This window comes from Flavobacterium silvaticum (genome assembly GCF_012911565.1).
Taxonomy (GTDB): Bacteria; Bacteroidota; Bacteroidia; order Flavobacteriales; family Flavobacteriaceae; genus Flavobacterium; species Flavobacterium silvaticum.
This window is the reverse complement of sequence record NZ_JAAMPU010000098.1, coordinates 49,184-61,888: the sequence shown is the minus strand read 5'-3', so window position 1 is coordinate 61,888 and position 12,705 is coordinate 49,184. Positions and strand designations below refer to the sequence as shown.

The 12,705-nt window shown below is 43.7% G+C and carries 12 protein-coding genes; 3 read left to right on the top strand and 9 right to left on the bottom strand.

The genetic code is table 11. The annotated features are described in order from the left end of the window. Positions 1–60: 60 nt before the first annotated feature. The 7 genes from G6047_RS03300 to G6047_RS03270 form a co-directional block, all read right to left on the bottom strand. Positions 61–2,196 carry a TonB-dependent receptor gene (locus G6047_RS03300; protein WP_235946486.1) on the bottom strand — a complete coding sequence of 712 codons (2,136 nt, stop codon included), beginning with the start codon at positions 2,194–2,196 and terminating at the stop codon, positions 61–63. Between the two features lie 702 nt (positions 2,197–2,898). After that, a complete protein-coding gene (gene arfB, locus G6047_RS03295; protein ID WP_169526050.1) occupies positions 2,899–3,303 on the bottom strand; it encodes an alternative ribosome rescue aminoacyl-tRNA hydrolase ArfB in 405 nt (134 codons plus the stop codon). 5 nt (positions 3,304–3,308) lie between these two features. After that, entirely contained in the window at positions 3,309–4,877 is a 1,569-nt protein-coding gene (locus tag G6047_RS03290; protein ID WP_169526049.1) for a DUF4301 family protein, read from the bottom strand. Positions 4,878–4,882: 5 nt separating this feature from the next. Beyond that, positions 4,883–5,497 (bottom strand): nicotinamide riboside transporter PnuC, encoded by a 615-nt coding sequence (gene pnuC, locus G6047_RS03285; protein WP_169526133.1) that lies wholly within the window; start codon positions 5,495–5,497, stop codon positions 4,883–4,885. 1 nt (position 5,498) lies between these two features. After that, entirely contained in the window at positions 5,499–6,212 is a 714-nt protein-coding gene (locus G6047_RS03280) for a geranylgeranylglyceryl/heptaprenylglyceryl phosphate synthase (protein ID WP_169526048.1), read from the bottom strand. After that, entirely contained in the window at positions 6,196–6,846 is a 651-nt protein-coding gene (locus G6047_RS03275; RefSeq protein WP_169526047.1) for a 4'-phosphopantetheinyl transferase family protein, read from the bottom strand. Before G6047_RS03275 ends, G6047_RS03280 begins: the two co-directional genes overlap by 17 nt. 18 nt (positions 6,847–6,864) lie before the next feature. After that, positions 6,865–7,590 (bottom strand): DUF1796 family putative cysteine peptidase, encoded by a 726-nt coding sequence (locus tag G6047_RS03270; RefSeq protein ID WP_169526046.1) that lies wholly within the window; start codon positions 7,588–7,590, stop codon positions 6,865–6,867. 227 nt (positions 7,591–7,817) lie between these two features. Here G6047_RS03270 and ahcY point away from each other — a divergent pair, with 227 nt between their 5' ends. The 3 genes from ahcY (at position 7,818) to G6047_RS03255 (ending at position 11,374) form a co-directional block, all read left to right on the top strand. After that, positions 7,818–9,134 (top strand): adenosylhomocysteinase, encoded by a 1,317-nt coding sequence (ahcY, locus tag G6047_RS03265; protein WP_169526045.1) that lies wholly within the window; start codon positions 7,818–7,820, stop codon positions 9,132–9,134. A 367-nt stretch (positions 9,135–9,501) separates the two neighbouring features. Beyond that, positions 9,502–10,908, top strand: a complete 1,407-nt coding sequence (locus G6047_RS03260) for a hypothetical protein (RefSeq protein WP_169526044.1) — start codon at positions 9,502–9,504, stop codon at positions 10,906–10,908. A gap of 40 nt (positions 10,909–10,948) precedes the next feature. Beyond that, positions 10,949–11,374: a hypothetical protein gene (locus G6047_RS03255; RefSeq protein WP_169526043.1), complete on the top strand. Its 426-nt coding sequence runs from the start codon at positions 10,949–10,951 to the stop codon at positions 11,372–11,374. 202 nt (positions 11,375–11,576) lie between these two features. On the opposite strand, the gene rpmA is transcribed toward G6047_RS03255, so the two are convergent. After that, a complete protein-coding gene (gene rpmA / locus G6047_RS03250) occupies positions 11,577–11,837 on the bottom strand; it encodes a 50S ribosomal protein L27 (RefSeq protein WP_169526042.1) in 261 nt (86 codons plus the stop codon). Positions 11,838–11,859: 22 nt separating this feature from the next. Then, a complete protein-coding gene (rplU, locus tag G6047_RS03245; RefSeq protein WP_169526041.1) occupies positions 11,860–12,231 on the bottom strand; it encodes a 50S ribosomal protein L21 in 372 nt (123 codons plus the stop codon). Positions 12,232–12,705 lie beyond the last annotated feature (474 nt).

The following is a 12,705-nucleotide window of genomic DNA, read 5'->3' as shown; positions in this document are numbered from 1 at the left end:
CTTTGGGAAACAGCATTTGTCCCTAACCTTTCGGTCGCTGCTTCCCGCCGCGGCGAATCTTTAGAATTTAAGCGTCAATCCAACAAGGAAATTCAATTTTGCCTGCGGATAAAACCCGGCTCCTTCCACGGTCGTAATAGTTCCCGGATTGGAAAAATCATCATCATAGGTATAGAAATATCCGTTCGATTCATATTCGTAATTGAAGATGTTGTTTACCAGCCCGCTAAGGATAACCGACTGAAAGAACGTCCTGGTTTTCCATTCATACGACACGTTCAGATCGGAAGTGGCGTAACTCTGAAGTTTGGAAACAGCTGAATCTATATTTCCCATATACTGGTCGCCGACGAATTTTGACAATAGCGAAAGCTGCAATCCGCTGACCGGCACAAAAGTAATGGCGTTACCAAAGATGATATTCGGGGAAAAAGCGATATCCGTATCACCCAAATTCTGGAGCGAACCGTCGCGCTGGAAATAAAAATCGCGGTTTTTGTTCTGGCTCAGCGTTACATTCGGGCGGATAGACCATTTTTCGGTGATCTGGAAAGCTGCATCAATTTCCAACCCCAAACGATAACTACTGCCGCTGTTGGCCCGTAACGGATTCCCGACATCATCCAAAGCACCCGTCAAAACCAACTGATCCTTATAATTCATAAAGTAGGCATTGATGTTGAGCCGCGTCTTTGGAGTAGCATACCGCCAGCCGAGTTCAAAGTCGTCAAGGCGTTCCGGCTTCGGGTTTCCGCCTTCGTAGTCTGTCCTATTAGGTTCCCGATTGGCGCGGGCATAAGACAGATAGATATTGCTTTTGTCCGATGACGTAAACGTAATTCCGGCTTTAGGATTGAAAAAGTCAAAACGGTCGCGCACATAACCGGTTTCATCACTGTCGGCATCATACGATACCTTACGGAATTGCATATCGGCAAACACATTCCATTTTTTAGACAGGTTGACCGATGCCCGCGCAAACACATTCGCATCTTTTTTAACCGCCGAATCAAAATAATACCGCTGGCCATATTGAGGCAGGACAACGCTTCTGGTCCAAAGCACGTTACCGAAATGATCGCCGTCATATTCGTTCCAACCGCCGCCAATCATCGCATCGACGATTGTATTTTTGTAGTTGACCGAAAACGTAGTGCCGTAAAAATCATTATCAAGCCATTTCTGGTCGATCAGGTCACTTCCTGAAACTTCCACGCCATTGATGATTTGCGGCTCGATGCCATAATCACCCACCGACTCACCTACTTTATAATTCTCGTAATAACCTTTGCCTTTGGTGTAATGCATTGCCAACGCCGAACTCCAGCCTTTCCCGAACCGCTGCGTCCAGTGCAGCTGATAGTGATCCTGTTGGTAATTATCGGTCTGGTTGTCATAAAAAGCGACGTTCCCGTTATCATCTGTGTATTGCCCTGCCGGATTGTAAGTCCGGTCATATTCGAGCTTCTCCGGATCTTCGAGGCCATACCAGGCCTGATAGGTTTTTTCGGTGCCGCCAAAGACGAGCGCCTTGATCATCGTGCCTTTGTTCACGTAAGTTCCCTGAAGAAAATAACTTTTGAGGCTGGACGATGCCCTATCGATATATCCGTCCGATTCGATGTTCGACAGACGACCGGCAAGTTCAAAATGGTCACCGAGCAAACCCGTACTGAATTTGACCGTATGTTTCCGGGTATTGAAACTTCCGAATGAATTCGAGATTTCACCCGATGCCTTATCAGAATACGAATCGGTCAACACGTTGAGGCTCGCCCCAAAAGCACCTGATCCGTTTGTAGATGTTCCGACGCCGCGCTGCAATTGGATACTTTGTGCCGACGAAGCAAAATCGGGCATATTGACCCAGAATGTTCCCTGTGATTCGGCATCGTTGTATGGTACGCCGTTTACGGTGACGTTGACCCGCGTGGCATCGCTTCCGCGGACTCTGATCCCGGAATAACCGATTCCTGCGCCTGCATCGCTCGTAGTGACGACAGACGGCAGAAAGTTGAGCAATTGCGGAATGTCCTGCCCCAGATTCCTCGGAGCTATTTCCTGTGCCGTAACATTGGAAAACGTAACCGGTGTTTTGGACGTCGCTCGCACCGATTGGACAATGACATCGTCGAGTTTTTGTCCGGCGATGGAATCTTGCGGTTGTTGTTGGGCAAAAAGGTTGGTTTGCGACAAAAAGGCGATTCCGGAGCATACGGCCGCGTGAGGGATGCGAGTGAAAATCCTTTTAGAAACCCCAAAGGTTTCTAAAAGATTGAAACGGGCAGCCCGACGGCAGCCTAAAAAATGGTTTCGGTTTCCGGATTGGTCATGGGTGCCGGCACGCCCAGAAAAATTAAAAAAAACTTGGTGACTTTGCGCCTCTGTGTCTTCGTGTCGAAAAACTTCGCGTCTTAAAAATAAAAGTTTCATTCGTAAAATGAATTACGAATAAAAGGGGCAATTATTCTTGGTTTAAAAATATGTGTTTGACAGCACTGTGTGCACGCAGCGTTGTCTTTGAATTCCTTGGCAGCATTACCTGCCCAGGTTCTATGGGTATAATCTCAGCCCTTTCGAGCACCCCTTTGAGACATGGCGAAATTAATAATTAATGATTAATAATTAACAATTAATTCCAGGAGTATTCAGTCCTTCAATTTTTGGCTGGCTTTATAATTGGCGTAAAACCCTAAGAATAAAAATACCATCAGAGCGGCGAGCAGTGCAATTTGGTTATTCCTCAGATTTTGGAAATCCTTGGTTTTAAAGCGCGACAAGACTGATTACTATCAGAAGAATTCCGGGATTTTTTGGTCTTTTATTTTCCATATTATGTGTTTTAAACCCAAAATCCCGAAAGGCAATTATTAATTGTTAATCGTTAACTGTTAATTACTAACTCAAATCAGGCTTTCTTCGCGATTGCTTCAATTCTGAATTCACATTCTTATTCTTCAGTCGTTTCTCAACCACAGATCTCGGGATTTTTGTCGCTTTACGGATTTTTGGCACATGCAGCGCCTTTTCAATCAGTTCAAAAAAACGTCGTGTAACGATTTCTTTGTTCTTGAGCTGGCTTCGGTCTTCGTCGCTTTTTAAGATGAGCAAGCCCGAATTCGTGAGCCGTGACTGCAGTTTTTCGAGCAGCAAAACTTTTTCTTCGACAGAAAAGCTCTGGGATTTTTCAACATCGAAAGTCAGTTCCACCTTTGAGGAAACTTTATTGACATTTTGGCCACCGGCACCGCTGCTTCGAACTGCTTTGTAGTTCAGTTCCGATACGATTCGTTCTTTTTCCACGACAATTATTGCGGCTGATGCGCCGGTTTGAGCAGGTCGTTTACCGTTTTTACCGGATTGAATGTCACGAGCGGAACTTCTACGAAAACGGTATTCCATTTGGCCATGGCACCGTTCCACAATCCGGGAAGTTCGTAGCCTTTGAGGTCGCGCCCGTCTTTTTGTTTCTGGACGATGAAGCCGCGTTCGTGGTCCACAAAATCTGGCAGGTTGAATTTCTTGCCTTTGTAATCCTTGACGCTGCATACAATATCGACCGGATTGAAATGGGTCGATTTTTCCACGATTGCCGTTTGTTGCGGATCGCGCATTTCGACCTGGCTGGTTTCTACGATCTGGAGCGACACATTCCCTTGCTGGCCTACGACCCAAAAAGGTCCGCCTCCGGGTTCGCCTTCGTTCTTTACCATACCGCAGATGCGCAACGGCCGGTTCAGTTTTTCAAAGATGAAGTCGATTTTGTTTTCGCGGGTGTATTTCCCAAAATCTGGCGGAATGGTTACATGGAGTTTTTTCTTAAGGAATGAGATGGCTTCTTCGGCAAACGCTTCGTTGGCATTTCCGGCCTCTATCTGATTCAGCAATGAAAACACTTCCTGCTGCAATTCGAGCAACAATCCGCCGAGTGCTTTTTTGTATAATGTAATGATCGCGTCATGGTTCTGGATGACGTTGTCGATGTTTTTGATGAAGACAATATCGGCATCTATTTCACTTAGGTTGCGGATGAGCGCACCGTGCCCGCCAGGACGAAAAACCAGATTGCCTTCTTTGTCGCGGAACGGTTTGTTGTCCATATCAACCGCAATAGTATCGGTACTTTGGTGTTGATAGGAGAAATTTATTTTGATATCGATTCCGGTGCGTTGTTCGATTGCCGGTTTGACTTTGGAGACGATTTCTTCAAAACCTTGCCGATGGCCTTCGGAAATCGTGAAATGCAAATTGGAAATGCCGTCAGATGAGGCATATCGGGCACCTTCGCGCAAATGTTCTTCTACAGGTGTAGCGATCCTGTCAGCATAACGGTGGAAAGGCAAAATCCCTTTGGGTTTATTTGCAAAATCGAATTCATTTTCATCGAGCATCATTTTAATGAACTCAAAACTGCGTCGGTCTTTTTCGCGGATTTCCCCATCGGTATAACTCTCATCAAGACGGGAATTGACGGCTTCGAAAAAAGGAAACTTTTCCCGCGCGGCCATGAAAATAGAAAGATCTGTCGCCTTATGTCTGTTTATGTAGGAATTGATCGTGTCATTACTGACGTCGAATTCCTTTAGAAAGACCGACATGAATTTGAACATCCGGCTCGCAGCACCAGAAGCAGGAACGAATTTCTTGAGCTTGAGGCCATTTTTGTGCTGGTCGAAAAAGTCGGCGGCGACCTGGAACTCGAGTGCGGTCAAACGGACGATACCATCGCCCACAACGGCGGGCCGGTCGAGAAATGTTTTGGGAATTCCTTTTGAAAATATGGTCATCTGGCGGATGGCTTCCTCAATGGAAAGTCCGTGTTCCAGGATTTGATCAAGATCGTTATTCGTAAATCCAACCGTTTCGTGATCCGGCATTTGATCTACTGTTTTTGTGTGTGTAAAATTTTTCTCCATTCAACGTACGCTATGATGGCGAGCATCGTAAAAATCACATATTGCAACGAGAGCATTCCGAGGCCGCGATGCAGGTAAAGCGGAACGGCAATGGCATCTGCAATAATGTACAACGTCCAGTTTTCTATCTTTTTGAGTGCCATAAACCACATTGCCGTAAAGAAAATACCCGAGATGAAAATATCGATGTAATTCGCTGGCTTTACTTCGGCACCAAACAAAGCATAGATTGCGAAAGTAACCAGAATTGTGAGGATAAACAGACCGAACCCTGTTAATTTTTGGTTTCTATTTGTTCGTGTGACAGGCAATTGGCCGTTCGCTGAAGGTCGCAACCATACGATCCAGCCGTAAATACTCATGACGGAATAATAGACATTAAGTGCCATTTCGGCTAAATAGCCCGCTTTGTACAACAGGTAAACCGTAAGAATTGTCGCAACCAGACCAGTTGGAAAAACCCAAATATTTTGTTTTTTGGCAAACCAGACACTTACGATTCCGAACAGGAAAACGATGGCTTCTATGACAATGTCAAGGGTCGGTGTATTTCTATACGATTCAAAAAAAAGGCTATACAGATTATCCACGATCAAAGAAATTCATGTCGTTTTCAAAAGCGGTCCCTATGACAACCATGTCTGCGCCCGATTCAAATGCGTTTTCGATTCCTTTTTTGCTTCTGATTCCACCACCTACAATCAGTGGAATTTCAAGTTTTTGGGAAACCGATTTGACCAAAGACAACGGCACTGGATTCTTCGCACCGCTTCCTGCTTCCAGGTAAATGAGTTTTTTTCCGAGCATTTGACCCGCAAGGGCTGTGTTGACAATTTCATCGGGATTTTCAAGCGGTTTTGTCCCGCTGACTTTTGCCACGGCGGTTTCACTTTGGCTTTCCACTAAAATATAACCTGTCGGAATGATTTCAAGTTCAGATTGATGTAAGACCGATGCTGCTTTTACATGATGTCCGATCAAAAAATCCGGATTTCTTCCGGATAACAAGGACAAAAACAAAATACCATCGGCCTTATGCGAAATCTGGGACGGGTTTCCGGGAAACAGAATCACGGGCAACTGACACGAATCTTTGATCTCGACAATGAGTTCATCCATGCGATCGGTAAACACATGGCTTCCACCAATGAGAATATGTGTCGCTCCGGACGAATTGATTTTCCCGACCAGAATATCAAGTGTTTCCCAATCGATCTTATCCGGATCGAGAAGGATTGCGAGTAATTTCCGACCTATTTGCCTAGCCGAAAGAATGTCGTTATAGAGCTTTTTCATTTGCGGTTTCAAACGCGTAGACCAGCATATGATCTTCTATCGTTTGGAATTTGACCTCGAAATGCCTGTGGATGTCTTCAAAATCAAGACGTGCGTGGGCGATTCCGGAATTTATATCGAACGCAAATGTAGTGATGTGATCTTTAAAACTGATGCCGATTTCGTTCCGGATCTTGAAAATGGATTCTTTGACGCCCCACAGCACGGTAAGAATCTTGACATAATTATCATCGGACGCGTCGAGGTATTTTTCTTCTTCTTCGCTGGTAAATTTATCGGCGATGCGAATTATTTTTTCGCGCATGAGTTCCAGGTCGATTCCAACCGTGGTATCACTGATCATGATTGCCGAAAAACCATGCGAATGTGAAATGGAAATATGATGGCCGTCATTCAAATGCGGTTTTCCGGTTGCGTCATAAGTCACATCAAAATCTGTGTAACCGGCGGCCTGGAATAATTTCCGGACAGATAAAAATCCGCGTTGGTGCTGGACAGATTTCATAGACATGAGCCGGATCATGTTCATATCGGTCAGATGGATCTCGTCAAAAAGGTCGTCGAATTCCTCTTCGATTTTCCAAATATAGAGATGGGTATGGGTTCCTATATGTTCGTATTTGAATAAAGCCATGCCGTAAATTTCGCAATTTTATTGAATATGGATTTTTGGAAAAGTGTGTTTTATTTTTATCCGGAGTTTTTTGAAAAGCGAGACATATTGAGCCGGATTTCCCCACAGTCCAAAATCGGATAAATTCCTAACGTAACGGCAAGAACGGACATTGTATTCCAAAAGTTTCTGCTCGAGGATTGAAATGACCTCATCGTTTTCCCGATCGTTTTCATCAAACCGGATATAAACATAAAGTGCTTGGCGTGGCTCCAGATTTTGAATGAATCCAGTAATCGAGCTGATGTAACGATCCAGACTTTCTTTGTCCTGAAATGCATCAGCCGGAATCATATGTAAAAAGGCAACAGGATTCGATTTCGTCACATCAAGAAACCGTTTGGCGCGGCGCGACATTCTTTCTTGAGCGATTTGATCTTCGGGCAAATGAGGCTCATGGATGAATTCGGCATACGGATAATTCGCCGAAATGACGTTCCCGTTTTGATTTCGGGTAAGATTTGCAAGATACTTTTCGAATTTGTGAAGCAGGTTTTCCGATACATATTCTAATGCGAATTTAGGTTCGGTATTCAGCCAGTCGAATGGCAGGCTTTTATTGCGTATCCTTAGGCTTTGCAGCATATAAGCCGGATGACAATCGCAACCTATGGGAACAATTTCAACATTAGATTGGTACTTTTTTTCTATGTAAAGAAACCTCCAGTATCTTATTCGCGGATCATAATAAAGCGGAATTTTCATAACGATTCTTTTAGGAACCTAAAAGGTTCAACAATGCTGGATTAGGCCTGATGTGAGTGGTTAGCGGGAACAGCTCCAATCATTTAAATTACAAATATTTAACGCTTTCCGAAGCATCACTTATTGCAAAAATGGGTTTTTAAATACAGACTTAATGCTTACTTTTGCGGCGCTTTGCCATATGGCGGCAATTATCATTGTCTGAATTTAAAATTAAAGATACTATAATGAGTACATCGACCATGCCTTATGTGGCGTACAAAGTGAAGGATATTTCCCTGGCTGCCTGGGGACGTAAAGAAATTGAACTGGCCGAGGCTGAAATGCCGGGATTGATGTCGCTTCGCAAGGAATTCGGCGCAGAACAACCGTTGAAAGGTGCACGTATTGCCGGATGTCTGCACATGACCATCCAGACTGCTGTCCTGATAGAGACATTGCAAGCGCTTGGAGCCGAAGTAACCTGGTCTTCCTGTAATATTTTCTCGACCCAGGATCACGCTGCAGCTGCAATTGCCGATGCGGGAATCCAGGTTTATGCATGGAAAGGCCTGAATGAAGAGGAATTCGACTGGTGCATTGAGCAAACGCTTTTCTTTGGTGAAGATCGCAAGCCGTTGAACATGATTCTGGACGATGGCGGAGATTTGACCAATATGGTCCTGGACCGTTATCCGGAATTGGTGTCCGATATCAAAGGTTTGTCTGAAGAAACGACTACCGGTGTCCACAGGCTTTACGAGCGTGTGAAAAACGGAACGCTTCCAATGCCTGCGATCAACGTGAACGATTCGGTTACGAAATCGAAATTCGACAATAAATACGGCTGTAAGGAATCGGCTGTTGATGCTATTCGCCGTGCGACAGACTTGATGCTTGCCGGAAAACGTGTCGTGGTTTGCGGATACGGTGATGTCGGAAAAGGAACTGCGGCTTCTTTCCGTGGCGCAGGCTCAATTGTAACGGTTACTGAAATCGATCCAATCTGTGCGTTGCAAGCTGCAATGGACGGATACGAAGTGAAGAAACTGGATACGGTTGTCGGGAACGCCGATATCATCATCACAACTACCGGAAATAAAGATATCGTTGTGGGAAGCCATTTCGAAAAGATGAAAGACAAAACCGTAGTTTGTAATATCGGTCACTTCGATAATGAAATCGATATGGCGTGGCTCAACAAAAACCACGGATTGTCTAAAGTAGAAATCAAGCCTCAGGTGGACAAATACACAATAGCAGGTAAAGACATCATCATTCTGGCTGAAGGTCGTTTGGTGAATCTTGGTTGTGCCACAGGCCACCCGAGTTTCGTAATGTCGAATTCATTTACGAACCAGACATTGGCTCAGATCGAATTGTGGAAACACAGCGACAAATACAATAACGAAGTCTATATGTTGCCGAAACACCTGGACGAGAAAGTAGCTGCTTTGCACCTTGCGAAACTAGGCGTCGAGCTTGAAGTTTTAAGAGAAGATCAGGCTGCCTACATTGGCGTTGAAGTTCAGGGGCCGTTTAAGCCGGAGTATTACAGATATTAATAATCTTTTTGGATTACAGATAAGACCCTTTCGGAAACGAGAGGGTTTTTAATTTTATGCAGATTTGGATTTACAGACTTATAGCCTTTTCATTTTGGCTTCGGGAAATTTTTGAAATTCAGCGGCAAAAAATGTTAAGTACATTTTTCATGTAACTGGCTTATCGACAGAATCATTATCTTGTCACAGGGAAGGGGCCGGTGCATGACCCTACACAATCTAAAATTTTTGCAGCTGTAGAAAAAATGTATATTTTGTTAAACTTTCAAATTAACCAGCGGGATCAGCATCTTTTTCTTGATTCTTTTCTTTTCACTGGCATCACTGGCTCTCAAATTACTCCTACTATCCTGAAAACCGACCGATTATGAAAAAAATCCTGTTACTTCTGACACTTATCTGCAACAGCATTTTCGCCAATCCAATTTTTGAATACAAACTCGGGAAGCACGAAAAACTCCAGGGAACGTTTACGGCCGAACTCGGGAATGGAAAAACCCTGCATCTGATTTCTATAAAAAACACCGATACAAAAGAATTCCTGCTGATTCCTTTTCTTGTCGATGCGGACAAATCTGTACATAAAATGAACCCAGGCGTTTCAAAGGAACTTTTTGCAATTCTCTCCTATCATAACAACGGTAATGTGACAACTTTGGTGAGTTACAGTGAAAAAAGCAATCAGCTCCAGATTATAGATTTTGATATGGTTTCAGGCCAGAACACAATTACGCTGACACCTGAAGCTTACCGACCGGACAATATTTTCCGGCTTGATGACAAAACAGTCCTGGTCCATTTTCTGGATAAAAGCAAAAAGGTCGAAACCCGTACGATTTTTTCCGGTTCAAACCAGATCTCGGGTTCCATCGAAATACCTAAAGAACAACAGAAGGCTTTCAAGGAATTGGTAGCTGAAGTGCCTCAAACCGTCAACCAGAATGAGTTTGTCAAGAACGGATCGATTTCAAAACGCAAAGGTTACCTGCAGGACAATCATTTGATTTACACGTTTGAAAAAGATGAGGATGATTTTGGGCTGTATGATTTTGACCTGGCATCGACATCGGGTTTTACCCAAACTAAAATCAATCCCGAATTTTCAAAGGAAACCAAGGAAATCAGCAATTATGTCTTTGGAAAAAAGATGCTTTTTCTTGGTGTGGAAAAGCAAGATGTGAAACTCAAGTCGTTTGATCTGGCGAGCGGAAAATCAGAAGGAAATTTATCGTTCGCTTCAGATTTAAATGCATCGGTCAATTCGGAATTGCTTACGGAGTATATTAAGAACGCCCTAAAATCTGCCATGAAGCCAACGCTTACGGTGAACAAAACCAAATCCGGAAACCTGGCGTTGCGTGCCGATAGCGTCGACTCGCGCAATTACAGTTACAATTACAATTGGTGGTATATACATTGGCACATGCAGCAAATGATGATGATGCAACAACAGCAGCAACTACAACTGCTTCAAATGCAACGCCAACAACAAATGATGACCCGCGGGCCGGCCCAACAAGATTCCGATTTTTTCTTATTGCCCGAAAAATCAAAAGAAGTTAAGGCTATCGAATTCACGATTTCGCCAGATTTCAAATTGGCTACGGGAGAAGATGAACTTCAATTCCGCAATCTCGATCAGGGAAAATATATGGAAAAATACAAGACTACTAAAATCGAAGAGGCTTCCTCAGGCTTTACATCAAATGAAATTCGGGTGATTTATCAGGATTACAAATCAAAAACTGTATTTATCGAAGTCGATATGCTGTAATTTTTTTAATTACCTTTAATCTACTTAACAATAAGAAATCATGAAAAAAATCACTCTTTCCCTCGCAGCATTGGCACTCGTTGTACTGTCTTCCTGCAACAAAAAAACGACTGAAACAGAAACTATGACAGACACAACGACTGTTGGCGACACTACAACCGTAACTACAGAAACCACAGAAACGACAACTTCTGCACCTGACACCACCGCCTGGCACGAAGCCAAAGAAAAGGCAAAAGCAGATTATGATGCTGCCGAAGCCAAAGTAAAAGAAGCGATTGCCAAAGGCGATAAAAAAGCTCAGGAAGCCGCCCAAAAAACAGCCGACGAAGCCAAAGCCGCCTGGGAAAAAACAAAAGCCGGTGTCAATGAAGCCGCTGCCGATACGAAAGAAGCTTTGAAAAACGCCAAAGAAGATGTGAAAGAAGGTTATAACAACACGCTTGAGAAAGCGAAGGCAAAATAAGATCGGAAGTTCAAAAGTCCGGAACCCGAGGCGTTAGCCGAATTGTATAGAGCGCAGCGGAATAAGATTGGAAGACAGGACTAACCTGAGTATAATATGTAAAAGCCGCTGTAAATAGCGGCTTTTCTTTTTAAAGTAAAGTATTCCATAAAAAAAGCCACCCGAATCGAGTGGCTTTTCTATTTTATCAGGAAGCAGTTGATTATGCTTCGAAAGGAAGGACAGAAACAAAACTTTTGTTATCTCCTTTTTTCTGGAATTTCACAACTCCGTCCACTTTAGCGTGAAGCGTGTGATCTTTCCCCATGTAAACATTTTCTCCAGGGTTGTGCTTTGAACCACGCTGACGAACAATGATGTTTCCAGCAATGGCAGCCTGACCACCGTAAATCTTGACACCTAAGCGTTTCGATTCTGATTCGCGTCCGTTCTTGGAACTACCGACACCTTTTTTGTGAGCCATGACGTATATCTTTTAAAATTAATTATTCTTCTGTTGTAGCTTCTTCTTTCTTAGCGGCAGCCTTTTTCTTAGGCGCAGCACCACCGAAAGTGATTCCTGAAATCTGGATCTGCGTCAAAGCCTGACGGTGTCCGTTTTTCTTTTTGTAACCTTTTCTGCGTTTTTTCTTGAAAACGATTACTTTGTCTCCTTGAAGGTGTTGCAAAACTTTCGCTTCTACCGAAGCACCTTCTACAGCCGGGGCGCCCAAAGTCACAGTCCCGTTGTCATCCAGAAGAAGCACTTTCGCGAATGAAACCGCGTCTCCTTCTTTGTCTGCCAAACGGTGAACATAAACCTTAAGGTCTTTGCTTACTTTAAATTGTTGCCCTGCTATCTCTACGATTGCGTACATAACAAATGTTTGATTATTATTAAAAATGGCTGCAAATATACAATTATATCTCAATGACGCAACCGGTTAACCAAAAAAGTTTTGAGGATTTTCGGGACGTGCCCGCATTCCATCACCTTCAATTAAAATATAACCATTTTTTGAGGAATGCGGTCGGGCTCTCCGCTTTATCTTTTCCCTGCAAAAGGATGCAGGAAAAAGGATGCCGCTGCCATCCCTCACGCGGCACAAAGGTAGGATTTGACATTACGTATCAGGTCAGAAAGTTTAACAATTGATACATAAAAACTACAGCAAAATGTGCGGCCAAATCGTTACTTTCGAAACATAACAAGTTTTGGAAACTTGTTATGTTTCGAAGTCTTCAAATTACATGCGCCGCAAATCGCCGAAATAACTCCCTAAACTTGAAGCATTCACCAAAAAAAGGTACTTTTGGCGTAACATTTTCAAAACGGCCGCAACTAACTGCCG

Coding starts and splice junctions, on each gene's coding strand:
- G6047_RS03270 (WP_169526046.1), bottom strand. CDS start 7,590: ATGAAAATTCCGCTTTATTATGATCCGCGAATAAGATACTGGAGGTTT.
- G6047_RS03280 (WP_169526048.1), bottom strand. CDS start 6,212: ATGAAAAAGCTCTATAACGACATTCTTTCGGCTAGGCAAATAGGTCGG.
- G6047_RS03260 (WP_169526044.1), top strand. CDS start 9,502: ATGAAAAAAATCCTGTTACTTCTGACACTTATCTGCAACAGCATTTTC.
- G6047_RS03255 (WP_169526043.1), top strand. CDS start 10,949: ATGAAAAAAATCACTCTTTCCCTCGCAGCATTGGCACTCGTTGTACTG.
- G6047_RS03275 (WP_169526047.1), bottom strand. CDS start 6,846: ATGGCTTTATTCAAATACGAACATATAGGAACCCATACCCATCTCTAT.
- rplU (WP_169526041.1), bottom strand. CDS start 12,231: ATGTACGCAATCGTAGAGATAGCAGGGCAACAATTTAAAGTAAGCAAA.
- G6047_RS03290 (WP_169526049.1), bottom strand. CDS start 4,877: ATGCCGGATCACGAAACGGTTGGATTTACGAATAACGATCTTGATCAA.
- rpmA (WP_169526042.1), bottom strand. CDS start 11,837: ATGGCTCACAAAAAAGGTGTCGGTAGTTCCAAGAACGGACGCGAATCA.
- ahcY (WP_169526045.1), top strand. CDS start 7,818: ATGAGTACATCGACCATGCCTTATGTGGCGTACAAAGTGAAGGATATT.